This window comes from Candidatus Neomicrothrix sp. (assembly GCF_035329545.1).
Lineage (GTDB): Bacteria > Actinomycetota > Acidimicrobiia > Acidimicrobiales > Microtrichaceae > Microthrix > Microthrix subdominans.
In genome coordinates this window covers 73,137-95,197 of record NZ_DAOLGP010000010.1, presented here as the reverse complement: position 1 = coordinate 95,197, position 22,061 = coordinate 73,137, and the positions used below count along the sequence as shown (strand labels likewise).

The window sequence follows — 22,061 nt, the reverse complement described above, 5'->3', positions numbered from 1 at the left end:
CAGCCCCAGCGCGCCATGCGAGGCCGGGGGGTCAGCCGGGCCGCGGTGCGGGGACCGTGGCCAGGATCTCGTCGAGGGTGTTCTCCGGTCGGATGCCCGCCGACATCGCCTCGCCGGTGAGCACCATGCGGTGGGCCATCACCAGGCCGAACAGAGCCTTGACATCGTCGGGCATCACATAGCCCCGAGCTTCCTTGGCAGCCCTCACCTTGGCCGCCGATTGCAACCCGAGGACCGCCCGGGGGGAGGCGCCCAGCGCGATCGATCGATGGGAGCGCGTCGCTTGGGCCAGGTCGACCATGTACTCGCCGATCGGTCCGGCGACGTGGATCGTCTCGGCGAAGCGGGTCATGTTCGACAGCGCATCGATGTCCATCACCGGACGCAGGCCGGTGAGCAGGCGGGTGCGGTCGCCGCCGGCGAGCAGCGACAGCTCGTCGGTTCGTGACGGGTAGCCGACGCTGAGGCGCATGAGAAACCGGTCGAGCTGGCTCTCGGGCAACGGGAACGTGCCGTGGTGCTCCATCGGGTTCTGGGTGGCGATCACCATGAACACCTCGGGGAGGGGGTTGGTGGTGCCGTCGACGGTCACCTGCTCCTCGGCCATTGCCTCGAGCAGGGCCGACTGGGTCTTGGGCGACGCCCGGTTGACCTCGTCGGCGAGCACGAAGTTGGCGAACACCGGGCCGGGCCGAAACGAGAACGTGCCGTCGGCGGAGTTCCACACCGAGGTGCCCACCACGTCGGCGGGCAGCAGGTCGGGGGTGAACTGCAGGCGGCCGAACTCGCCGTGGACCGAGGCGGCCATCGCCTTGGCCAGCAGCGTCTTGCCGACGCCGGGCACGTCCTCCAACAGGATGTGCCCGCCGGAGAGCAGGCCGGTCACGAGCAGCTCCACCACCTCGGCCTTGCCCGACACCACCTGGTTGACGTTGTCGCACAACTGCGAAAAACGTTGGGCGAACGCGCTCACCCGGTCATGGTCGACCACCCATCCTCCTCCGGGCCTTGGGGGTCGCTCACACTATCCGCGCCGGGGGTGGGTCACGATGCACCGAAGCGCGTGCCGTCCCGGGTTGCGACTCGCCGCTGTAAGCACCAACGTGGGCGGTTGCGGGCGGCACGCCAGTCCGGTCGCAGAGGGGACGCTGGTGCAACCGGGGCAGCTATCGACGAGGCGATACCGATGAGGCCGCGCCGATGACCGGGGCTGGCGCCAGCGTGGGTGAGATGAGCGGCCGGCCGGTGCTGGCCATCGACGTCGGTGGCACCAAGTTCGAGGCGGCGATGGTCGGGCCGGATGGAACGGTGGGGGAGCGCCACCGCGTCGAGACAGCCGGGGCGACCGGCTCATCGGAGCTGGCCGACCGGCTGGTCAGCGTGGCGCTGGCGGCCAGCGCTGGTGCGGACCGCCCTGCCCGGGTCGGCGTCGGCACCGCCGGGCCCTTCCTCGCCGCCGGCGAGATGATCGCCCCGGTCAACCTGCCGGTGTGGGGTGGCTTCGCCATTCGGGCGCACCTCGCCGACGCGCTGGGTCTGGAGGTGAGCGTCGCCGGGGATGCACAGGCGCTGGCGCTGGGCGAGCGGTGGATCGGCGCCGCCCGGAACTGCGACAACTTCCTGGCGATGGTCGTGTCGACCGGGATCGGGGGCGGCCTGGTGGTCGATGGTCGGCTGCTGCGGGGTGAGCTGGGCAACGCCGGGCACCTCGGCCACGTCGTCGTCGTGCCCGATGGGCGCAGGTGCGGTTGCGGCGGACAGGGGTGCGTCGAGGCCGAGGCCTCCGGCACCGCGCTGCGGGCGATCACCGGCGCCGATCCGGCGCTGGCGTCGCCGGCTCTGCGGCGCCGCACCGGCACCCTGGTCGGACGCGCCGTCGCCTCGGTCGTCGCCACCCTCGACGTGCCGCTGGCGCTGGTCGCCGGCGGGGTGGCGCTCGGTTTCGGCGCCGACTTTTTCGAGGCAGCGCAGGATGAGCTGTCGGCCCGGGCGCGCCTGAGCTTTGCCCGCAACGCGCGCATCGAGCCGGCTGCGCTGGGTGCGGAGGGTCCGCTGATCGGCGCCGCGGCCCTGGCGTATGAGGCCATCAATGCCAAGCTGTTTGCGGCGACGAATCGGGAGGAACGATGAGCAAGCCGGCCATTCCGATACGAGCAACGCTCGCCGTGGTGACCCGTCCCGACCTGTGGGCAACCGGCGTGCGGGCGGCGCTGAGGTTCCGTCCTCGTCGGGGCGGGCGCCTCGGGCCCTACGTCGCGTTCCGCCTGGAGACCCAGTACGGCGGCGGTCGCCAGGAGCGTCGGCGTGCCGCAGATCCGGCCGACGTCGTCGCCTACCTCGAGTGGTTGCGGTCGGTCGGGCCGGCGGGCGGCGGCCGGCGCACTCGTTGAACGCCGGCCGGACGACCGTGAGCCGGCCATGAGCTGGCCGGCGGTGGCTTTGGCGATCGGGTGCCGGCCGGGTGCGATTCGGCCGGTTCCGATTCGGATGAATGCGATCGGTGCTGGGGGTTGGGTGCCAGACCGGGCCCAGCACCCACCGGGCTATCGCCGGTCCGCCCCGCCCGCTTCCGCACCGATGTCGAGGGGTGGATCGGGCAGGTGGCCGTCGACGATCGGCACCAGCAGCTCGGCCAGCCGCGGCGGCAGCGTGGCTACACCCTCGGAGCGGAGTTCCTCGGCGCTCCACCAGCGGCGGTCCTCGAAGGCCATCGCCTCGAAGGCCTCCAGGCGTTGTTCCCCCAGTCCCTCCGATCCGCTGGGGACGCGGGCCAGGTGGATCACCTCGTTCTGGTCGAAGTGCCACCCGGCAAAGTCGAAGGTGACGTGCTGGGTCCAGATCACCGGTCCGATGTCGGCGGTGGTGATGCCGCCCTCCTCGTGCAACTCTCGCAGGCAGGCGTGGGTCGAGGCCTCGCCGGGCTCGATGCCGCCGCCGGGGAGCTCCCACCACGAACCGGCCTCCGGTCGTGCCGGGTCGTGGGCCTTGATCAGCAGCACTCGGTCGTCGCCGTCGAGTGCCACCACGCGGGCGGCCTGGCGTCGGAGGGTGGGTCGCATTCCGTCCGACGCTACCGTCCGACGTACCGGTCCGGTCGCAGCGCCCGTCGAAGCGGACCGATGAGCGCGGGCGCGGCGGCGTTTCACGAGTGGATCGGATCCGCCGGCGAGTTTCACGGCCGTGACCTGCCCACACCTGCGCCCGGCTCGCTCGATGTCTGGGCGGTCAACCCGACCGAAGCGACGATCGTGGCGGGATCGACCCAACGCCACGCCCTCGACGAGGCCCGTGCTGAGGCCGCCGGGCTGGCGACGGCGAGGCGCCGCAGCGGCGGCGGCGTGGTCGTCGTCGAACCGGTTCACACCGTGTGGATCGACGTGGTCGTCGCCCGCGGCGACGAGCGCGTGTCCGACGACGTCGGTCGGTCCTTCGATTGGATCGGCGGGGTTCTCGCCGCTGCGATGCGATCGGGCGGGGTCGAGGTCGCCGCCCACCGGGGGACCGGCACTTGGGATCCGCTCGGTCGTCTGGTGTGTTTTGCCGGCGTCGGTCCTGGCGAGAGCCTCGACCCGCAGGGCCGCAAGGTGGTCGGCCTCAGCCAGCGGCGAACCCGGGAGCAGGTGCGGTTCCAAACCGTGGCCTACCGGCAGGTACCCGTCGAGGCGACGCTGGCCGCACTGCGCGACGATCAGTTTCCCGGCGATCAGTTTTCCGGCGGCCGGGCCGCGGCGGCCGCCGAGTTGGCCCGCCGCACCGCGCCGCTGGGCACCGACCGGGCCGTGCGCTGGTGGCAGCATCACGTCGCCGACGCCCTGGTGCAGGCTTCCGCGGTCATGACCTGACCGTCCCCGTACCGGTACCCCCTTCCCAGCCCGGCGCCCCCCCCAGCCCAGCGCCCCTCCCAACCCAGCGCCCCTCCCAACTCAGCGCCCCTCCCAACCCAGCTCGGTGCCTCACCAGGAGCCCCTTTCCGAAGTGGGGAGCCCGGAGCGCGGTCTGGCGGTTGTTTGGGCTCCCGAGTTGCGCGGGGCGGTGCGGGGATCGCTGCCCGGGGTGCGGGCCCCATGGTCAACCACTGGGCGACGTGGTGGCGTGAGCAGATGACCAACAGCAACGCAATGCCCGTCGAGCCCTCCGTTCTCGCCTTGGCCGAGCGGCAGCTCGGATTGATCAGCGATCGTCAGCTGGATGAACTGGGCATCGACCGGCGACGGTGGGTTCGGGCGGTCGCCAACCAGCAATGGCTCGATCTGTCGGGCCGGGTGTGGCTGCGCTCGGGTGCCCCGTGCTCGGGGCTGACGTGCGGCCGGGCGGTCGTGCTCCACTGCGGTGCGGGCTCGGCGGTCAGCCACCACAGCGCAGCGGCCTTGTGGGGCATCCCCGGGTTTCGGCTGTGGCCGCTCCAGGTGTCGGTGCCGCGCACATCGTGGGGCGGAACCGATCGGATCGAGCTCTCCCTTCCCCGGAACTTCGTTGACGACCAGCGCGCCATCGACCATCGCGTGCTCGTCCACCGACCGACCGCTTGGCCGGATCGGGCTACCGGCATGATCGACGGTGTGGACGTGGTGCGTCCGGCACTGCTGCTGTTGCAGCTGGCGCCCGTCGTGGCGCCCAAGCGGTTGCAGCGCATCCTCGATCATCTCTGGTCTCGCGGCCTGTTGTCCGGCCCGTCGGTGGCCGCCGAACTCGCACCGATGTTGGGTCGAGGCCGGGCCGGTGTGGTTGCGATCCGCACGATGCTCGACCGCTGTGGGCCCGGTTACGTCCCCCCGGAGAGCAACCTTGAGGCCCGGCTGATCGACTTGATCGACGCTGCCGGCATTCCTCGGCCGCGCCGGCAGAAGGACCTGGGTGACAACGTTCGTTGGCTGGGCCGGGTGGATTTGTACTGGCCTCAGTGGCTGTTGGTTGTCGAGGTCGACTCGGATAGGTACCACGGCGCGCTCAGCGATCGGGAGGATGACGCCAAGCGGCAACGAGCGCTCGAGGCTGCCGGCTACACCGTCGTGCGGGTCACCGAGTTTGAGCTGTGGCACCGCCGGGACCAGGTCATCGACCGGCTGCGCTCAGCGGTGGCAGCTGCCAGGGCCCACGTCGCTGCTTAGGACGAGGCCGGCGGTGCCCGATCTCTTGAAGTGGGGAGCCCGGAGCGCGGTCTGGTGGTTGTTTGGGCTCCCGAGTTGCGGGTGGGTTGGGTGCGGGCGGGAAGTGGGGAGCCCGGAGCGCGGTCTGGTGGTTGTTTGGGCTCCCGAGTTGCGGGTTGTGAGCCCCGGGACAGGAGGCGGGCGGGGACCCAACCAGAGAAATGTTGGAGCGATGCACCGAAGTGGGAGGAAGTGGGGCTATGGTGTCGCTTCGTGGGAGGGAGTGGGTCAACCGGATCACTGGCAGGTGATCCAACCGATTCATCCCCTCCGCTGGAGAACCCGACCGAGATGGACCCGTGCTTGCTGGCAGCTACGACCACCGAATCGACTCGAAGTCGAGACTGGTGCTTCCCGCCGCGGCGCGACCAGCGTTTGCCAACGGGGGCTTTGTCTCTGACCAGGGCAACTACGTCGGGCTCTTTCCCACCCAGGAGTGGCAGGAGTTCGTCGCCAAGTTGCGCCGGGAGGTCGAGGCGGGCACCACGCCCCGTCGCGTCTTCCAGGTGGTCTCCGGCCGTGCCTTCCCCATCGCTCCTGATGGGGCCGGGCGGGTGCTGTTGCCGCCCAAGCTGCGCGCACGCTTCGACGACGAGGTCACCCTCATCGGATCCGAGACCCACTTGGCGGTGTACCGCCCCGAAGAATGGGCCTCGGTCGAGGAAGGCGTCGGCGACCTCGCCGACTACCTGGAGCACCTGCTGTGAGCGCCCGAGCGAACGGCGCCAACCAAACGATCGACGACCTGCACCCTCATACCTCACGGGACCGTGCCGCCATTCCGGCGTTGCACAGCCCCTCGACTGGCGGGATGGACCAACCGAACTCCGCCCGCTGCCCATCCAGTCTGACCGGGGAGACATCCCGGCAGACGCCGTCCAGTCGAGGGGCTGTCCAGCGCCGGGAACACACACCGGCTGACCGAAAGAGGCCGCAATGGAAGGTGACCGCGCACGCCACGATGACGCGGACTTCGCCCATCGGAGCGTCCTGCGACACGAGGTGCTCGAGGCATTCGAAGAGGTGCCGGCCGGGCTGGTGCTCGACGCCACGCTCGGGGGAGCAGGCCACGCCACAGCGCTGCTGGGCGCCCGCAGCGACCTCACCCTGCTCGGCGTGGATCGCGACCCGGATGCGCTCGCAGTGGCGGCGGTCCGGATGGAGCGCTTCGGCGACCGGGTGCGCCTCGAACACGCCAACTTCGCCCAGTTGGGCGAGTTGTTGGACCGCACCGACGAGCCCCTGGTGGGCGCGCTGTTCGATCTCGGGGTCTCGTCCCCGCAGATCGACCGGCCCGAGCGCGGCTTCAGCTATCGATTCAACGGTCCGCTCGACATGCGAATGGACCCCACTCAGGAACTCACCGCGGAGGTGGTTGTGAATACCTACCCGATCGACCGACTGACCAAAATCCTCGCCGACGGTGGGGATGTGCCCGCCGCTCGTCGGGTGGCAGCGGAGATCGCGTCGCGGCGTCCGCTGACCACCACAGACGACCTGGTCGAGGCCACCCAGGCCGGCACCCCCGCGGCGGTGCGCCGGAGGGGCAACCCGGCCAAGCGGGTTTTTCAGGGCATCCGCATGGAGGTCAACGACGAGCTCGAGAGCCTCGTGGATGCACTCGATCAGACGATCGACCGCTTGGTGCTCGGCGGCCGGGTCGCCGTGCTCGCCTACCACTCTGGAGAGGATCGCGTCGTCAAGGACCGCTTCCGTCGGGCAGATCGCGGCGCGTGCAGCTGCCCGTCCGGCCTGCCCTGCGTGTGCGGCTCCACCCCTGAGGGCCGCCTGATCACCCGCAAGCCGCTCTTCGCCAGCGATGCCGAGGTGGCGGACAACCCCCGGGCCGCCAGCGTGCGCATGCGCGTGTTTGAGAAGGGTCGCCGCGCCTCGTGACCGCGCTGGCCCGCCCTGCGCGGACCCGGGCTCGTCCGGTCCCGTCGGTACAACGGCCGAAGCTGCGCGTCCTCGATGGCACTCTCGAGCGTCGCCGCCGGCGCACCGTCGTGATCATGGTCGGCACGGTCGGGGCCGTGATGGCGTTGCTGCTCAGCGTGCTGTACCTGCAGGTGGTGATGCTGCAACGTCAGCGCGAGCTGGACGACCTGGCCAACCAAAGCACCGAAGTGATGCGTGAGAACCAGGACCTGCGCCGCAACGTGGCCGAGCTCGAGAGCCCGGACGCCATCGTGCGACGCGCCACCGAGGAGCTGGGCATGGTGCCCGCCCCGGAGGTGGTGTACCTCGATCCCTCGCCCGCCGCCGCCCCCGATGAGCCGATCGTCCGGACGCTGGGCGATCAGCCCGGAGCGCCCTCGGCCGATGCGGCGGTCCCCGACGATCCGGCGGCGTCCGACGCTCCCACGGAGAGCGGACCGGCCGAAGGTGTTTCAGGATGACCGTCGACCCGCTCACCGGCGGCGATCGGCCACGCACGCGGCGGGCCTCGCCTACGCCGCGTCGGGCTGCGCCCGAGAGGCGCAGCGACGCTCGGGGTGGCCGCCCACCCGCTTCGGAGTCCGCCGCGGGGGCCGCGGCGCGTCCGCGATCCGAGCGTGAGCCCGGCGAGCGGTCCCGCCTCGCCGCCGACGCGGCGCGAACGTGGGGGCACGACAGCGCCGACAGCGCGGCCGAGATCTGGGATCGGGTCAGCGAACGGTTTCACACCCGGTTCGTGGCCAGGCGGGCTCACCACCGGGCCCGGGGCGCCCCTGGGTACTCTGAGCGCAATCGCTACCACGCCCTCGTCGGGGTGGTCGCCCTGCTGTCGGTGTTGGTCACGGTCAAGCTGGTCAACATTCAGGTGATTTCGCCCGACCGCTACCTCAACCTGGGCACCAATCAGCGCGTGAAGATGGACGACCTGCCCGGTCCGAGGGGCACGATCCGGGATCGCAACGGGGTGGACCTGGCGCTGTCGGTTCAGATGGTGACACTGATCGCCGACCCCAAGCGGGTGACCGACCCCGGGAAGGCAACCGACATCATCTCCGGTGAGGTCGACGTCGACGCCGACGAGCTTGCCGCGCGCCTGGGCGATTCGAACTCGCGCTTCACCTACGTTGCTCGCCAGATCGATCCGCGCACCGGCGAGGCCGTCCTCAAAAAGCTTCAAAAGGCCGGCATCGCCGGCTTTTTCATCGAAGATGACCAGCAGCGGGTCAACCCGGCCGAGTCGCTCGCCTCTGCGGTGGTCGGCCGAACCGACATCGACGGGGCGGGCACCTCGGGTATCGAAAAGACCCTCGACGACCAGCTGACCGGCACCCCGGGCGAACGAATCGTCGAACGGGCGCCCGACGGGTCGGGCATCGCCAACGCCCCTCACAAGGCCGTTCCCGCAATCCCGGGCGAGGACGTCACCTTGACGCTCGATCAGACGCTCCAATACGAGGCCGAGCGGCAGCTGGTCGCAGCGGTCGACAGCGAGAGCGCCAACGCCGGCGTGGCGATCATGGGGGACCCGCGGACAGGCGAGCTGCTCGCCGTGGCCAACGTCGCCCGCAACCAGGACACGGGCGAAGTGTCGCCGGTGATTTACAACATGGCCTTCGCAGCGGCGTTCGAGGCCGGATCGGTCATGAAGGTGGTGACGGTGGCCGGCGCCTACGAGGACAACAAGACCGACCCGAACGAGCGGATCATGGTGCCGGCGAGCCTGAAGGTTGGCGACCACGACTACACCGATAGCCACTGGCACCCGACCGAGCCCTGGCGCGTCCAGCAGATCGTCGCCCAGTCGTCCAACATCGGCACAATCACCCTGGGTCAACGGGTCGGGGCGAAACGGCTCGAGGAACTGCTGCGCTCGTTCGGATTCGGCGCTCGAACCGAGCTGGACCTCCCCGGCGAATCCCGGGGGCTGTTGTCGTCCTCCGACGATTGGTACCCGACCGATCTGGCGTCGATCTCGATCGGACAGGGCATCGCGGTCACCCCGGTGCAGCTGTGGTCGGCCTACAACGTGATCGCCAACGAGGGGCTGTACGTCCCGCCGAGGTTGATCGAGGAGGTCGGCGGTCCCGACGGCACCGCCAAGCCGGTCCCCGCAGGCGAGGAACGCCGGGTGATCCGCCCCGAGGTGGCCCGGTGGATGAACCTGGCGCTCCAGCAGGTGGTGCTCGACGGCACCGCATCGGAGTGGAGCCTGCCGGGCTACACGGTGGCGGCCAAGACCGGTACCGCCCGCAAACCCAACCCGGATACGGGACGCTACGACTGGGGCGGCGGGAGCTACCGCTACAACACGGTCTTCTCGGGTTTCCTGCCCGCCTCGGATCCCCAGCTGTCGATCACGGTGTTGCTCGACGAACCGAAGAACCACCTCAGCGGAGCATCGGCGGCCGGGCCGGTGTTCAACGAGCTGGCGAAGGCCGGGTTGACCCACCTGCAGATCCCCCCGGACCGCCCCAGCGTTCCACGCGCCGAGTCCGGTGACGACGAGGGTGACGGGCCGGTGCGAGCAACCCCGGCGCCGCCGGCGCCGCCGCGCACCACCCCGGAGGATGAACGGGCAGCGGCGGAAGGCTCCGGCGGTGCCGGCGGTGCCGGCGATCGAGCGGTCGACGGCGATGGCGAGGTGTCCGTCGACGATGACCAGCTGGCGGAGGGAACGCCCGATGGCTGAGCGACCGAGCGCCGGGCGGCGCCCCCTCTCGTTGCTCGGCCTCGCCGAGCTGGTCGGCGGCCGGGTGGTACCCGGCAGCACGTCGCCGAACGATCCTCCGCTGCATGACGTTGCCTTCGACAGTCGCGTCCCGATGGGGCCAGGGACCTTGTTTGTTGCCGTTCGGGGCGACCGTTCGGACGGACACGACTTCGTCGCCGCTGCGGTCGATGCCGGGGCGGTGGCGGTGATGGTCGAACACCTCATCGAGGGGATCGCAGTGCCGCAGATGGTCGTCACCGACGCGCGCGCTGCGATGGGGCCTGCCGCCCAGGCGATCTTCGGTCACCCCGGCACCGAGCTGGCGCTGGTCGGGGTGACGGGGACCAACGGCAAGACGACCTTCGTCAGCCTGTTGGCGCAACTGCTCGACAACCTCGGCGAGCGAGCGGAGTCGATGGGCACGTTGACCGGCGCTCGGACGACACCCGAGGGGCCCGAGATCGCGCGCCACCTACGAGCGGCGGTCGACGACGGCGTCACCGCGGTGGCGATGGAGGTGTCGTCCCACGCCCTGGCCCTGCACCGGGTCGATGGGCTGCGCTTCGACGTGGCCGTGTTCACCAACCTGGGCCGGGACCATCTCGACTTTCACACCACCCAGGAGGCGTACTTCGCCGCCAAGGCACGGCTCTTCGAACCGGACCGGGCGGCAGCCGCGCTGGTCAACATCGATGACGTCCACGGTCGGCTGCTGCGCGACGCTGCCGGCGCGTTGCCCGTGACCGGGTACGCGCTCGACGACCTCGACGACCTCGAACTCAGCCCTACCGGCTCGGGGTTTGGTTGGCGCGGTCACCGGGTGCGGGTTGCCCTGCCCGGGCGTCTCAACCTGTCCAACGTGCTCGCAGCGCTGGAAGCGGCCGTGCTGCTCGGCCACGAGGAGATCCTCGTCGCCGGCGCCGCAAACGGGCTCGTCGGTCCGCCCGGACGATTTCAGGTGGTGCCACTCGACCGGGACCCGACCGGCTCCGCCGCCCCGGCGGTCGTCGTCGACTATGCCCACAGCCCCGACGCCCTGTCCAGCGTCCTCGACAGTGCCCGGGAACTGTTGGGCCCCGATGGCCGACTGACCGTGGTCTACGGCTGCGGCGGCGATCGAGATCTTGAGAAGCGACCGGAGATGGGGCGGGTGGCTGCTGAGCGGGCCGACCGGGTGATCATCACCTCGGACAACCCGCGTTCCGAGGACCCGTTGGCGATCATGGAGCAGACCGCGCAAGGATCGATGGGCGTGGCCACCAGCGACACCCAACTGACCGCTCCCGAACTGATCGTCGACCGTCGGGAGGCGATCAAAGCCGCACTGGCCGAGGCCGGCCCTGGCGCGATGGTCGTCATCGCCGGAAAGGGCCATGAGACCACCCAGACCTTCGCCGACCGGGTGGAGGACTTCGACGACGTCGCGGTCGCCGCCGAGGTGTGGGCCGAGCGTGGGCGGACGGGTGGCCCCCGATGATCCGACTGCTCCTCGCCGCCGGGATCTCGCTGGCCGTGTCGCTGTTCGGCACCAGGTTTCTCATCGCCTGGTTGACGCACCACCGCATCGGTCAGCCGATCCACGAGGACGTGCCCGAGGGGCACACGACCAAGGCCGGCACCCCGACGATGGGCGGCATCGCCATCGTCTCCGGTGGCCTGATCGGCTACCTGGGCTCGAATCTGTATCGGGGTACCGAGAGCAACCTGGGGTACACCCGCACCGGGCTGTACGTCATGTTGGCGATCGCAGGGGCAGGCGTTGTCGGCCTCGCCGACGACTGGATCAAGGTGGCCAACGAGCGCAACCTGGGCCTCAACAGCCGGGCCAAGATGCTCGGGCTGTTGACCGTGGCCGTGGCGGTCGCCTGGGCGCTGGCGTCGCGCACCGACGTCGCCCTCACGATCAACTTCACCCGAGGCTCGCTGCCGGGCTGGGAGCTGCCCAAGCTGGCATGGGTGGCCTGGGCGGTCGTGTTGATCACCGGTTCGGCCAACGCCGTCAACCTGACCGACGGTCTCGATGGGTTGGCTGCCGGAGCCGCCTCGTTCGGTTTCTCCGCCTACGTCGTCGTCGGGTTCTGGACCTTCCGTTACCCGGAGATCTACCAGGTGACCGATGCGCTCGATGTGGCGGTGGTCGCCGCCGCCATGCTGGGCGCCTGCGTCGGGTTCCTGTGGTGGAACGCGGCCCCGGCGCAGATCTTCATGGGCGATACCGGCTCCCTGGCGATCGGCACCGGCCTGGCCTGCCTGGCGCTGGCCACCAACACCCAGTTGCTGTTGCCGATCGTCGGCGCCCTGTTCGTCATCGAGACGCTGTCGGTGATCCTTCAGGTGGCCAGCTTCAAGATCACCGGCCGACGGATCTTCCGGATGGCGCCGATCCACCACCACTTCGAGATGGCGGGGTGGCCCGAGACCACCGTCATCATCCGGATGTGGCTGCTGACCGGCATGTGCACCGCGCTGGGGATCGGCCTGTTCTACGGCGACTTCCTGCGCACCGGGGCCGCCGGCTGATGGGCATCACCTTCCCGGCCAGCGGTCGGCGCAACGACCGGCCTCCCGCAGCGCACGCCGACCGTTCGCGCCCCGATCGATCGAGGGCTCAGCGTCCGAACGCCGGTCGTTCGTTGGGTGGTCTCATCGGTGGTCGCCGTTCCCGCCGTCGCTCGCCGGTCCAGCCGATGACACCGACCGCCATGCTGTTGGTGGCGCTGGTGGCGGCGCTGTGTGCCATGGGCCTGTTGATGGTGTTGTCGGCATCCGCGGTGAAGTCGCTCGACACCGGCGGGTCCCCGTACCGCTTCTTCACCAAGCAGGCGCTGTTCGTCGGGATGGGTGCGGTGGCGATGTGGGTGATGTCGCGCTTCGACCACCGTCGGCTGCGCGAGCTGGCGCGGCCGCTGGTCGGCGTCTCGTTTGGGCTGTTGTTTCTGCTGGCCATTCCCGGCAACCCGTTGGCGGTCACGGTCAACGGGTCCCGGCGGTGGCTGGGCGTGGGTTTTGTGCAGTTCCAGCCCTCCGAGCTGGCCAAGATCGCCATCATCGTCTTCGCCGCCGACCTGCTCGCCAACCGGCGCGATCAGATGGGCGACCCGGTGCGCACCGTTCGGCCGGTGATGGCGGTGCTCGCCGTGTTCGCCGCCTTCGTGATGTTGCAGCCGGACCTGGGCACGACCGTCCTGCTCGCCGTCCTGGCCTTTGCGATCCTCGGGGTGGCCGGCGCGACACCGACAGGGCTGGCCACCTATGCAACACCCGCCCTGGCGGTGGGTGCCGCCGCCTCGATGTGGGGCTATCGCCGGGCACGCATGTTGGCTTTCCTTGATCCGTGGGAGCACCCGACGACCTCCGGGTACCAGACGCTTCAGGCCCAGGTCAGCCTGGCCTCGGGCGGATGGTTTGGGTCGGGGATTGGCACCAGCCGGGCCAAGTACGGCTTCCTGCCCGAGGCCCACACCGACTTTGTCTACGCGATCATCGGCGAAGAATTCGGGCTGGCCGGTGCGCTGGTCGTGCAGGCGTTGTACCTGCTGTTCTTCTTCGCCGGGCTGCGCGTCGCCCGAACCGCCCGCGACCGGTTCTCCAAGCTGGTCGCCACCGGCATCGCCACCTGGATTGGCATTCAGGCTTTCGTCAACCTGGGCGTGGCCACCGGGGCGCTGCCCAACAAGGGCATCACCTTGCCGTTCCTGTCCTACGGCGGCTCATCGATCATCATCACCATGGCCGCCGCCGGGATCTTGATCAACATCGCCCGCAGCCAGGGGATGGCCGTCCCGACCCGGACCTCGGCCGAGAGCGCCACCGGGGCGGCCGCCCGATGAGCGGCGCCGAGCCGACCAGCGCAACCGTGACCCTGGTGATCGCCGGCGGCGGTACTGCGGGCCACCTCATCCCCGGGCTGGTCGTCGCCGAGGAACTGGTCGAACGCGGCCACCCCCGCTCGTCGATCCTGTTCGTCGGCGCCGAGCGCGGACCCGAGGTGACGATGGTCCCCGAGCGCGGCTATCCGGTGCGCCTGTTGCCGGGCCGGGGTATCCAACGATCGCTGACCGTCGACAACGTGGCGGCGCTGTGGGGGCTGGTACGCGCTGCGTTTCAAGCGTTTGCGCTGCTGCGCAAAGAACGCCCCAAGGCGGTATTGGCGCTCGGTGGGTTTGCTTCGGTGGCCTGCGCGGTATCTGCGGCGCTGCTTCGAATCCCGCTGGTTGTCGCCGACCAAAATGCCCTGGCCGGGTCGGCCAACCGCCTCGTCGCACGCTTCGCCACCTCGTGCGCTGCCGCTTTCCCCGGCGTCGACCTGCCGCGCGCCGTGCTCACCGGCAACCCGGTGCGGCCCGAGATCATCGCTGCGGCGTCCACACCGCCGGGTGCAGCCCGTGAACGGCTGGGCCTCCCCGCCGATCGCACCGTGCTGGCGGTGTTCTCCGGCTCGCTCGGCTCACGGCGGATCAACACCGCCACGGTCGGAGCGCTCGAGTCGCTGGCCGACCGCAGCGACCTGGCTATCTATCACGTCCTCGGCCGCCGGGACTGGGACGAGCGAGACGAGCCGGAGTTCCGCACGCCGGCGCTGCCCGAGGGCGGGCTGGTGTACACCCGCGTGGCCTACTCCAACGAGATTGGCGACCTGTTGGCGGCCGCCGACCTGGGGCTGACCCGGGCCGGCGGCTCGACGGTGGCCGAGCTGGCGATCGTCGGCCTTCCCGCCATCCTGGTCCCGTTGCCGATCGCCACCCGCGATCACCAGCGGGCCAACGCCGCCGGCCTGGTTGAGGCGGGCGGAGCGATTTTGGTGATCGATGATCAACTCACCTCGGAACGGCTGATCGCCGAGCTGATGCCGTTGATCGAGAAACCGGCGGTGCTGGCGACGATGGCCGCAGCGGCCCGGGGCGAAGGTCACCCCGACGCCGCCGCCCGCGTGGCCGACCTGGTCGAATCGGCCGCCGAGGGCGTCCGATGACCCTGCCCTGCAACGACCCTGGCGACCAGAGCGGCCCCGGGCACCCGAGCGCGTCCGAGGTGGCCGGGTGGCTGGGCGGTGGGCCCCGTCACATCCACCTCATCGGCTTGGCCGGAACCGGCATCTCGGCCCTGGCCATGATCCTGGTCGAGCTCGGCCATCACGTCTCGGGCAGCGACCAGCGGTCCGCTCCGGTGCTCGACCGGCTGGTCGAGGCTGGCGCCACCGCTCACGTCGGTCACGATCCGGGCCATGTCGAGGGCGCCGATCTCGTGATCTGCTCCACCGCGATCCGCGCGGACCACCCCGAGCGGGTGGCGGCCGCATCGGCGGGGTTGCCGGTGCTGACCCGAGCGGACGCCCTGGCGGGCCTGACGCGCCTGCGGCCGTCGATCGCCGTGTCGGGGACCCATGGAAAGACCACCTCGACCGCAATGATGGCGCTGGCGCTCCGCAGCGCCGGCGCCCGGGTGAGCTGGCTGGTCGGTTCGACCGTGCCCGCCCTCGAGACCGCGGCCAGCTGGGGGGACGGTGAATGGTTCGTCGTCGAGGCCGACGAGTCCGACGACACCCACCTGGCCCTCGCACGAGCAGCCGTGCTGCTGACGAACGCCGAGGGTGAGCACCTGGACTTTCACGGCACGCTGGGCCGGGTCATCGATGGTTACGTCGAGTTTCTCGAGGGCGCCGGCGCGACCGACCCGGACGAGACGCCGTCGGGCGGCCCCGCCCGGCCGGTGCGGGTGGCCGGTGCGGACGACCCGGGTGCGGCCCTGGTGGGGAGGGCGGTCGAGGGGGTCGTCACCTTCGGCACCGCATCGGACGCCGACTGGCGCCTCGAGGTGCTCGGCCGCTCGGTGACCGGCACCACGTCGACCCTCACGTCGCCCTCCGGCGAGGTGATCCCCCTGTTGGTCTCCGTGCCGGGCGACCACAACGCCACCAACGCCGCCGGCGTCGTCGCGCTGGCCGGGGAACTCGGTTTCGATCCGTTTCGCGCCGCCGCCGGGGTGGCCGCCTTCACCGGTACCGGTCGTCGGTTCGAGCATCGGGGCGTCGCCAAGGGCGTGAGCTTCATCGACGACTATGCCCACCATCCGACCGAGGTGGCGGCCACTTTGGCCGCAGCCTCCGGGTGGGAGGGCGGGCGTGTGGTCGCCGTGTTCCAGCCTCACCTGTACAGCCGCACCCAGCGCCTGGCCGACCGCTTCGGCGCAGCGCTGGCCGTGGCCGACGTCGTCGTCGTCACCGACGTGTACGCCGCCCGGGAGGACCCGATCGAGGGGGTGGACGGCACGTTGATCTCGGCGGCGGCCAGGCGCCACGGCGCAGTTGACGTCGTCGACGCCCCCGACCGTTCAACCCTGGCCGAGGTCGTGGCCGCCTTGATCCGACCCGGCGACCTGGTGCTGACGATGGGGGCCGGCGACATCACGACGGTCGCCGAGGAACTCGGTGCGGTGCTCCCCGGCGCCGTGATCGAGACGCCGTGAGCGGTCCGACCGATCTCGACGAGGTGGCCGCCCGGCTGACCGAGCGCCTGGGGGACCGCGTCCGGTTGGACGCGTCCGCTGACCGGGCCAGCTGGTATCGGGTCGGCGGGCCGGTGGCGATCTGGGTTGACGTCGCGTCGGTCGATGATCTGAGCGCGCTCGCCGCCGCTCTCGCCGCCGCTCTCGACGGCAGCGACGTGCCCCTGACCGTGGTGGGGGAGGGTTCCAACCTGTTGGTCACCGACGCCGGCTACGACGGAGTGATCGTGCACCTCGACCGTGCCGGTGCCTTCGGCGACGTCATCTTCGACGATGCGGGCGCTGCGGTGACGGTGGGCGGTGCGGTGCGGATGCCCGACCTGGCGCGCCGCTGCGCGGAGGCCGGCCACGGCGGGCTGTCCTGGATGGCCGGCATCCCCGGTTCGATCGGCGGTGCGGTGCGGATGAACGCCGGGGTGAAGGCGGGGGAGGTCGAGGTGCGGCACTCCCTCGACTGGGCCGAGCTGGTCGACCTGGGCACCGGCGAGGTGGTCCGCCGGCCGAGCGAGTGGTTCGAGTTTGGCTATCGACGGTCACGGGTGGGCCCCAACGACGTGGTGACGTCGGCCCGGTTCCGCACCCAACCCGGCAAGCCCGAGGACATCGCCGCCGAGAACGCCGTCCACCTTCGACACCGCAGAGACTTCCAGGAGACGGTGCGAACCGCAGGCTCGGTGTGGACCAACCCGCCCGGTTCATCGGCGTGGCAGGCGGTGAGCGATGCCGGAGCTCAGGGGCTGCGGGTGGGCACCGCCCAGGTGTCGCCCAAGCACGCCAACTTCATCGTCGTCGACCCGGGCGGCGCCGCCGACGACGTGCACGCCCTGATGGCGCAGGTCCGGCAGATGGTCCACCAACACAGCGGCGTCGTGTTGGAAGCTGAGACGGTGATGATCGGCTTTCCCCCCTTCGAGGAGCTGACGTGAGCTCCGAGGGCTCCGGGCGTCGAGCTCGGCGACCGTCGGCCAGAACCTCACGGCCCGCCACTGCGAAGGGCTCCGGCAGTCCACGACGAGCCAAGGGCACGGCGCAGTCCAAAGGCACAGCGCAGTCGAAAGGCACAGGCCGGTCGAGCGGTGCGGCGCAGCCGAAGAGCGCAGCCCGGTCCAAGAGCAACGGACGATCCCGGAGCCCATCGCGTGCCAAGGCGACGGTCGACCCTCGCATGCGCGCCCGACGCATCGGCGTTTCGCGGGACCGGGCCCGGCGGCGGCTTCGGCTGCTGATCGGGGCGACGGGCGTCGCAGCGCTGCTCATCGGGGCGCTCGTCGTCTATGCCAGCCCGCTGTTCGGCATCAAGGAGATCGAGGTCAAGGGTGTCAACGATGCTTCCGCCGCCGAGATAGCGGCCGTGTTGGAGGACTTCATGGGGACGCCGGTGGCCCGGGTGGATGATGCCGAGCTGTCCGACGCCGTTGCTGCGCTCCCGGGGATGGGCGATGCTGCGGTCGATGTGTCGATGGGTGGCACGGTCACCGTGACGGTCAGCGACAACCGGGCGGTCGCCTACGCCCCGACCACCGACGGGACCGCCGCCCTGGTCGGGCCGACCGGGCGGGTGCTCTCGCTGGCCGAGACACCTCCTCAGGATCTCGTGCGTCTGGAAGCGACGTTGGAGCCGTCGGTCGGCGGCGCTGTACCCCGGCCGGTCGGGCCGGCCGTCGATGTGGCCGCCGCCCTGTCACCCGACCTGGTGGCTGTGACCGAGTCGGTGGGCGCCGACGACGACGGCGTCGAGTTGGCCCTCGTTCGCGGTGTGCGAGCGCAGGTGGGAAGCACCGACGACCTGCCGCGCAAGCTGGCATCGATCGCCACGCTGATGTCGACCGAGGTCGAAGCGGACTGCCTGGAACGGATCGACGTCAGCGAGACCGCACGGACCACCGTGCGGCGCGACAGCGCCTGTACCGGTGCGCCGGCATGAAGGCGCGGTGTCGGCATCAGCGCGCGCTGGGTGGTTTGATACCTACTTTTGGTGCGTACGAGGTGACGGTCGGCACGGGTCCACCAAAAGGGATTGCCGAGCATGAAACAATGGTCCCCAAGCAGGTCGCAGCACTAGCTGCCCTGGCCGCCGTTCGGGCATTCCCGACCGGTTCACCCTAGGAGGAATGAACTCCCATGGCACACAACCCGCAGAACTACCTTGCGGTCATCAAAGTGATCGGCGTCGGCGGTGCCGGCTGCAACGCGGTGAACCGGATGATCGACGCCGGCCTGAAGGGCGTCGAGTTCATCGGTGTCAACACCGATGCGCAGGCGCTGCTGATGTCCGACGCCGACCTCAAGTTGGATATCGGACGCGAGCTCACCCGAGGGTTGGGCGCGGGCTCGGACCCCGAGGTCGGTCGTCAGGCCGCCGAGGACCACCGCAGCGACATCGAAGAATCGCTGCGCGGCGCCGACATGGTCTTCATCACCGCCGGTGAGGGCGGTGGTACCGGCACCGGTGCCGCCCCGGTGATCGCCGACATGGCCAAGAGCATGGGTGCGCTGACGATCGGCGTGGTCACCCGGCCCTTCACCTTCGAAGGCCGCCGCCGTTCAGTGCAGGCCGATCAGGGCATCGCCAAGCTGAAGGAGAAGGTCGACACACTGATCGTCATCCCGAATGACCGCCTGTTGTCGGTGGCCAACGAGAAGACCTCGGTGATGAACGCCTTCAAGATGGCCGACGAGGTGCTGCTCCAGGGCGTGCAGGGAATCACCGAGCTGATCACCACCCCCGGCATGATCAACACCGACTTTGCCGACGTGAAGATGATCATGTCCGACGCCGGCTCGGCGCTGATGGGCATTGGCTACGGCACCGGAGAGAACCGGGCGGTCAACTCGGCCCGCCAGGCGATCAGCTCGCACCTGCTCGAGGCGGCGATCGAGGGCGCCCGCGGGATCCTGTTGAACATCTCCGGCGGCTCTGACCTGACGATCTTCGAGGTCAACGAGGCGGCCGAGATCATCCACGAGGTGGCCCACCCCGACGCCAACATCATCTTCGGCACCGTTATGGACGAAGAGATGGGTGACGAGGTGCGCATCACCGTGATCGCCGCCGGGTTCGAACGCTGGGACGACGGCGGACACCCGCCTGCGGGTCAGGCGTCGCAGGGTCAGCCGGCGTCTGGTCGGCCGGGCGCCCCGTCGGGCGGTGGTGGCCCCGAGCGCGAAGGCACCCGAGGGCGGCCCAAGCCGCCCGAGGAAGTGCCGATCGCCGACGTTTTTGGTGACGATGATTTCCTCGATGGCGACGACGACTTCGACGTCCCTTCCTTCCTCCGCTGAGGCCCCCTCCATCGACGGGGTCGACCTGTCGAGTGGTGGAGCGGTTCGCTGGTGCTTCACTGGGCGGGCTCAGGGTGATCTGTCGGAGTCGGCACCCGCTGCTGTCGCGCGCCTGGGATCGCAACTCGAGGTGCCGATCTTTGCGGTTCATCAGGTGCACGGCGACGGTGTCGACGTCGTCACCGAAGCCGACCTCTCCCCGGCGGGACGGCCGGTTTCAGCGATCGAGGCGGACGGCCTGGTGACAGCGCTCACCGGCGTGGGCCTGGGTATCCGCACCGCCGACTGCGCTCCGGTGCTGTTGTGGTCGCCCGAGGGCGTTCTCGGTGCTGCCCACGGTGGCTGGGGCGGGCTGGAGGTGGGCATCATCGGCGCGGTCGCGCGCTCGATGACCGATCTGGGTGCGACGACGATCGACGCGACCCTCGGCCCGTGCATCGGGCCGGAGTGCTACGAGTTCGGCGCCGAGCCGCTGGCGCGGCTGGCCGACCGCTTCGGCCCCGACGTTTGCTCGCGCACCGCCGCCGGCTCCGAGGCGCTCGACCTGCGCGCCGCCGTCACCGCTGCGGCCGACGACGCCGGCGTGAGGCTGGTCGCTTCGAACCCGCCGTGCACGGCGTGTGGCGACGATCACTTCTCTCACCGGGCGCACGGTGACCAGGCCCGACAGCTCAGCGTGATCTGGAGGCTCGATGCGGCAGCGTGACCTCGACGCTCGATGGGTTGTCCTCAACGCTGTCGCCGGCGACCGGAGCGCTCGATGAGCGACCCGAGCGTGGACCCGACCATCGTTCCGCCCGACGTGGCCCGCCTGGCCGAACAGGTGGCCGAGCGGACCGACGCGTTGCGCGAACGCCTCGACCGGGAGGCTGGGCGCGACGTGCGATTGGTGGCGGTCACCAAAGCCCACCCGCCGACGGTGGCGTGGGCTGCCGCGCTTGCCGGCCATCGCGACCTGGGGGAGAACTATGCCCAGGAACTCGCCGGCAAGGCCGAGTTTCTGGCCGACCGGGGCGTCGACGTGCGCTGGCACATGATCGGCCCCGTCCAGTCCAACAAGGTGAAGCTGCTGGCCCCGCTGCTCGGATGGTGGCACACGATCGACCGGGCCAAGCTGGTTCGCGCCGTTGCTGCGCGGTCGCCGGGCGCTCAGGTGCTGATCCAGCGCAACCTGTCGGGCGAGCCGAACAAGGCCGGATGCGCCACCGACGAGGTCGAGCCCCTGGTCGAGGCGGCGCGTCAGGCGGGGCTCGAAGTGCTCGGTCTGATGGGGGTGGCCACGGAGGGTTCCGCCGAGCTGGCCGCCGCCGAGTTCGCATCGCTGGTGGCCCAGGCCGATCAACTCGGCCTGCCAGAACGCTGCATCGGGATGAGTTCTGACCTCGATGTGGCGCTCGCCGCAGGTGCAACAACGGTGCGACTTGGCTCGATGTTGTTCGGAAGTCGACCGGGATCCGCCCATGGGTGACCGTCGCGTGCTTGACTTACCCCCCGGAAGGAGCTGCCATGGCCGGGATGTGGCGTAATGCGATGTCCTACCTCGGGTTAGGGCCCGATGAGGACTACGACGACTTTGAGCCTGAACGTGAACCGGCGGATGCTGCCCCGGTTCGGGCGCAGCGCGTCCGGCCGCAAGGCCCCCCGCCCGGGGGACAGCCGGTACGGCGACCCGTGGCCCCTCCGCAGCATGATTTCGGCTACGACCAGGAATCCGATCCTGCCCCGATGAGCGAAGGAAGTGTCGTCCGCATGTTGCCCAACGCAGGCGCCGCCGGCGGCCCTCCAGGTCCTCCACAGGCACCCCCATCACGGCCGACGCCCCCGCGCGACGACCGTCGTCCGCGCAGTGTCGTGCGGCCCTCGCCCCCCGCTCCGATGAACTTGAAGCCGCAGAAGGTCACGCCTGACTCGTTCAACGAAGCGCAGCAGATCGCCGATATCTTCAAGCGTCGCCAGCCGGTGATCATCAACCTCGAAGGCGCCGACCGCGACCTGTCCCGCCGGCTGATCGATTTCGCCAGCGGCGTCTGTTACGGCCTGGGCGGCTCGATGGAACGGGTCGGTGGTCAGGTGTACCTGCTCACTCCGACCGACGTCGAGGTGTCCGAGGACGATCGTCGCCGACTGACCCAACGGGGTGGCTCCTAGATGCGACCGTCGCTGCCGAAAGCGGCAACGTGATCGCGCTCATCGACAACCTGTTGACGGTCTTCCTGGTGTTGATCTTCGCCCGGATCATCCTCAGCTGGTTTCCGCCGAGCGGCGGGGTGATCGACCAGATTCGAGAGATCGTCGGACGCGCCACCGATTGGGCGCTGGAGCCCCTGCGACGCATCATCCCGCCGGTTCGGCTGGGCAACATGGCCCTCGACCTGTCCCCGCTGGTGCTGCTGTTCGGCATCCAGATCATTCAGGGCATCCTCCGCAGCAAAATGGGCTGACCCGCGCTGGGCGGCGCTCAGAGCCTTGCCCAGCACCGC

22 protein-coding genes are annotated in these 22,061 nt (G+C 70.2%); 20 read left to right on the top strand and 2 right to left on the bottom strand.

Translation table 11 applies throughout. From position 1 onward, the window contains the following. Positions 1 to 31: 31 nt before the first annotated feature. Complete coding sequence (locus PKD89_RS08060; protein WP_287379320.1) at positions 32 to 991, bottom strand: AAA family ATPase; 960 nt, start codon at positions 989 to 991, stop codon at positions 32 to 34. A gap of 239 nt (positions 992 to 1,230) precedes the next feature. On the opposite strand from PKD89_RS08060, the gene PKD89_RS08055 reads away from it, so the two are divergent. Together PKD89_RS08055 and PKD89_RS08050 are read left to right on the top strand one after the other, a co-directional pair. Further along, positions 1,231 to 2,130, top strand: a complete 900-nt coding sequence (locus tag PKD89_RS08055) for an ROK family protein (RefSeq protein WP_289012434.1) — start codon at positions 1,231 to 1,233, stop codon at positions 2,128 to 2,130. Then, positions 2,127 to 2,390, top strand: coding sequence for a hypothetical protein (locus PKD89_RS08050; protein ID WP_287392125.1), 264 nt, complete (start codon positions 2,127 to 2,129; stop codon positions 2,388 to 2,390). The genes PKD89_RS08055 and PKD89_RS08050 overlap by 4 nt, the downstream gene beginning before the upstream one ends. Positions 2,391 to 2,543: 153 nt before the next feature. Here the strand turns inward: PKD89_RS08050 and PKD89_RS08045 are convergent, their stop codons facing one another. Continuing rightward, a complete protein-coding gene (locus PKD89_RS08045; RefSeq protein ID WP_289012435.1) occupies positions 2,544 to 3,059 on the bottom strand; it encodes an NUDIX domain-containing protein in 516 nt (171 codons plus the stop codon). 60 nt (positions 3,060 to 3,119) lie between these two features. Here PKD89_RS08045 and PKD89_RS08040 point away from each other — a divergent pair, with 60 nt between their 5' ends. From PKD89_RS08040 to PKD89_RS07955, 18 genes are all read left to right on the top strand, one after another. After that, a complete protein-coding gene (locus PKD89_RS08040) occupies positions 3,120 to 3,842 on the top strand; it encodes a lipoyl protein ligase domain-containing protein (protein WP_289012436.1) in 723 nt (240 codons plus the stop codon). A gap of 258 nt (positions 3,843 to 4,100) precedes the next feature. Continuing rightward, on the top strand, positions 4,101 to 5,108 hold the full coding sequence (locus PKD89_RS08035) for an endonuclease domain-containing protein (protein ID WP_289012437.1): 1,008 nt from the start codon (positions 4,101 to 4,103) through the stop codon (positions 5,106 to 5,108). A gap of 338 nt (positions 5,109 to 5,446) precedes the next feature. Next, complete coding sequence (locus PKD89_RS08030; RefSeq protein ID WP_289012438.1) at positions 5,447 to 5,854, top strand: division/cell wall cluster transcriptional repressor MraZ; 408 nt, start codon at positions 5,447 to 5,449, stop codon at positions 5,852 to 5,854. Between the two features lie 229 nt (positions 5,855 to 6,083). Next, complete coding sequence (gene rsmH / locus PKD89_RS08025) at positions 6,084 to 7,043, top strand: 16S rRNA (cytosine(1402)-N(4))-methyltransferase RsmH (RefSeq protein ID WP_289012439.1); 960 nt, start codon at positions 6,084 to 6,086, stop codon at positions 7,041 to 7,043. 116 nt (positions 7,044 to 7,159) lie between these two features. After that, positions 7,160 to 7,546, top strand: a complete 387-nt coding sequence (locus tag PKD89_RS08020; protein ID WP_287379328.1) for a septum formation initiator family protein — start codon at positions 7,160 to 7,162, stop codon at positions 7,544 to 7,546. Beyond that, positions 7,543 to 9,774 (top strand): peptidoglycan D,D-transpeptidase FtsI family protein, encoded by a 2,232-nt coding sequence (locus PKD89_RS08015; protein WP_289012440.1) that lies wholly within the window; start codon positions 7,543 to 7,545, stop codon positions 9,772 to 9,774. The genes PKD89_RS08020 and PKD89_RS08015 overlap by 4 nt, the downstream gene beginning before the upstream one ends. Then, complete coding sequence (locus PKD89_RS08010) at positions 9,767 to 11,272, top strand: UDP-N-acetylmuramoyl-L-alanyl-D-glutamate--2,6-diaminopimelate ligase (protein ID WP_289012441.1); 1,506 nt, start codon at positions 9,767 to 9,769, stop codon at positions 11,270 to 11,272. The genes PKD89_RS08015 and PKD89_RS08010 overlap by 8 nt, the downstream gene beginning before the upstream one ends. After that, positions 11,269 to 12,315 (top strand): phospho-N-acetylmuramoyl-pentapeptide-transferase, encoded by a 1,047-nt coding sequence (mraY, locus tag PKD89_RS08005; RefSeq protein WP_287379331.1) that lies wholly within the window; start codon positions 11,269 to 11,271, stop codon positions 12,313 to 12,315. The genes PKD89_RS08010 and mraY overlap by 4 nt, the downstream gene beginning before the upstream one ends. A gap of 167 nt (positions 12,316 to 12,482) precedes the next feature. After that, complete coding sequence (gene ftsW / locus PKD89_RS08000; protein WP_289012442.1) at positions 12,483 to 13,625, top strand: putative lipid II flippase FtsW; 1,143 nt, start codon at positions 12,483 to 12,485, stop codon at positions 13,623 to 13,625. After that, positions 13,622 to 14,767: a UDP-N-acetylglucosamine--N-acetylmuramyl-(pentapeptide) pyrophosphoryl-undecaprenol N-acetylglucosamine transferase gene (locus PKD89_RS07995; RefSeq protein ID WP_289012443.1), complete on the top strand. Its 1,146-nt coding sequence runs from the start codon at positions 13,622 to 13,624 to the stop codon at positions 14,765 to 14,767. The genes ftsW and PKD89_RS07995 overlap by 4 nt, the downstream gene beginning before the upstream one ends. Continuing rightward, positions 14,764 to 16,260: a UDP-N-acetylmuramate--L-alanine ligase gene (gene murC / locus PKD89_RS07990; protein WP_289012444.1), complete on the top strand. Its 1,497-nt coding sequence runs from the start codon at positions 14,764 to 14,766 to the stop codon at positions 16,258 to 16,260. Before PKD89_RS07995 ends, murC begins: the two co-directional genes overlap by 4 nt. Further along, positions 16,257 to 17,225 carry a UDP-N-acetylmuramate dehydrogenase gene (locus PKD89_RS07985; RefSeq protein WP_289012445.1) on the top strand — a complete coding sequence of 323 codons (969 nt, stop codon included), beginning with the start codon at positions 16,257 to 16,259 and terminating at the stop codon, positions 17,223 to 17,225. The genes murC and PKD89_RS07985 overlap by 4 nt, the downstream gene beginning before the upstream one ends. Positions 17,226 to 17,464: 239 nt before the next feature. Beyond that, positions 17,465 to 18,223, top strand: a complete 759-nt coding sequence (locus PKD89_RS07980) for a cell division protein FtsQ/DivIB (protein ID WP_289012446.1) — start codon at positions 17,465 to 17,467, stop codon at positions 18,221 to 18,223. 197 nt (positions 18,224 to 18,420) lie between these two features. Continuing rightward, entirely contained in the window at positions 18,421 to 19,581 is a 1,161-nt protein-coding gene (gene ftsZ, locus PKD89_RS07975) for a cell division protein FtsZ (RefSeq protein ID WP_287379337.1), read from the top strand. Next, positions 19,541 to 20,287, top strand: a complete 747-nt coding sequence (locus tag PKD89_RS07970) for a polyphenol oxidase family protein (protein ID WP_287379338.1) — start codon at positions 19,541 to 19,543, stop codon at positions 20,285 to 20,287. Before ftsZ ends, PKD89_RS07970 begins: the two co-directional genes overlap by 41 nt. Before the next feature lie 54 nt (positions 20,288 to 20,341). After that, positions 20,342 to 21,049, top strand: a complete 708-nt coding sequence (locus PKD89_RS07965) for a YggS family pyridoxal phosphate-dependent enzyme (RefSeq protein WP_287379339.1) — start codon at positions 20,342 to 20,344, stop codon at positions 21,047 to 21,049. 407 nt (positions 21,050 to 21,456) lie between these two features. Further along, on the top strand, positions 21,457 to 21,729 hold the full coding sequence (locus tag PKD89_RS07960) for a cell division protein SepF (RefSeq protein WP_289012447.1): 273 nt from the start codon (positions 21,457 to 21,459) through the stop codon (positions 21,727 to 21,729). A 29-nt stretch (positions 21,730 to 21,758) separates the two neighbouring features. Next, entirely contained in the window at positions 21,759 to 22,022 is a 264-nt protein-coding gene (locus PKD89_RS07955; protein ID WP_287379342.1) for a YggT family protein, read from the top strand. Positions 22,023 to 22,061: the final 39 nt, after the last annotated feature.

What these genes read in the sequence shown, in the direction of transcription:
- PKD89_RS08055 (WP_289012434.1), top strand. Translation starts at nt 1,231, where the DNA reads ATGAGCGGCCGGCCGGTGCTGGCCATCGACGTCGGTGGCACCAAGTTC.
- PKD89_RS08050 (WP_287392125.1), top strand. Translation starts at nt 2,127, where the DNA reads ATGAGCAAGCCGGCCATTCCGATACGAGCAACGCTCGCCGTGGTGACC.
- PKD89_RS08045 (WP_289012435.1), bottom strand. Translation starts at nt 3,059, where the DNA reads ATGCGACCCACCCTCCGACGCCAGGCCGCCCGCGTGGTGGCACTCGAC.
- PKD89_RS08040 (WP_289012436.1), top strand. Translation starts at nt 3,120, where the DNA reads ATGAGCGCGGGCGCGGCGGCGTTTCACGAGTGGATCGGATCCGCCGGC.
- PKD89_RS08035 (WP_289012437.1), top strand. Translation starts at nt 4,101, where the DNA reads ATGACCAACAGCAACGCAATGCCCGTCGAGCCCTCCGTTCTCGCCTTG.
- rsmH (WP_289012439.1), top strand. Translation starts at nt 6,084, where the DNA reads ATGGAAGGTGACCGCGCACGCCACGATGACGCGGACTTCGCCCATCGG.
- PKD89_RS08020 (WP_287379328.1), top strand. Translation starts at nt 7,160, where the DNA reads ATGGTCGGCACGGTCGGGGCCGTGATGGCGTTGCTGCTCAGCGTGCTG.
- PKD89_RS08015 (WP_289012440.1), top strand. Translation starts at nt 7,543, where the DNA reads ATGACCGTCGACCCGCTCACCGGCGGCGATCGGCCACGCACGCGGCGG.
- PKD89_RS08010 (WP_289012441.1), top strand. Translation starts at nt 9,767, where the DNA reads ATGGCTGAGCGACCGAGCGCCGGGCGGCGCCCCCTCTCGTTGCTCGGC.
- mraY (WP_287379331.1), top strand. Translation starts at nt 11,269, where the DNA reads ATGATCCGACTGCTCCTCGCCGCCGGGATCTCGCTGGCCGTGTCGCTG.
- ftsW (WP_289012442.1), top strand. Translation starts at nt 12,483, where the DNA reads ATGACACCGACCGCCATGCTGTTGGTGGCGCTGGTGGCGGCGCTGTGT.
- PKD89_RS07995 (WP_289012443.1), top strand. Translation starts at nt 13,622, where the DNA reads ATGAGCGGCGCCGAGCCGACCAGCGCAACCGTGACCCTGGTGATCGCC.
- murC (WP_289012444.1), top strand. Translation starts at nt 14,764, where the DNA reads ATGACCCTGCCCTGCAACGACCCTGGCGACCAGAGCGGCCCCGGGCAC.
- PKD89_RS07980 (WP_289012446.1), top strand. Translation starts at nt 17,465, where the DNA reads ATGCGCGCCCGACGCATCGGCGTTTCGCGGGACCGGGCCCGGCGGCGG.
- ftsZ (WP_287379337.1), top strand. Translation starts at nt 18,421, where the DNA reads ATGGCACACAACCCGCAGAACTACCTTGCGGTCATCAAAGTGATCGGC.
- PKD89_RS07970 (WP_287379338.1), top strand. Translation starts at nt 19,541, where the DNA reads ATGGCGACGACGACTTCGACGTCCCTTCCTTCCTCCGCTGAGGCCCCC.
- PKD89_RS07965 (WP_287379339.1), top strand. Translation starts at nt 20,342, where the DNA reads ATGAGCGACCCGAGCGTGGACCCGACCATCGTTCCGCCCGACGTGGCC.
- PKD89_RS07960 (WP_289012447.1), top strand. Translation starts at nt 21,457, where the DNA reads ATGAACTTGAAGCCGCAGAAGGTCACGCCTGACTCGTTCAACGAAGCG.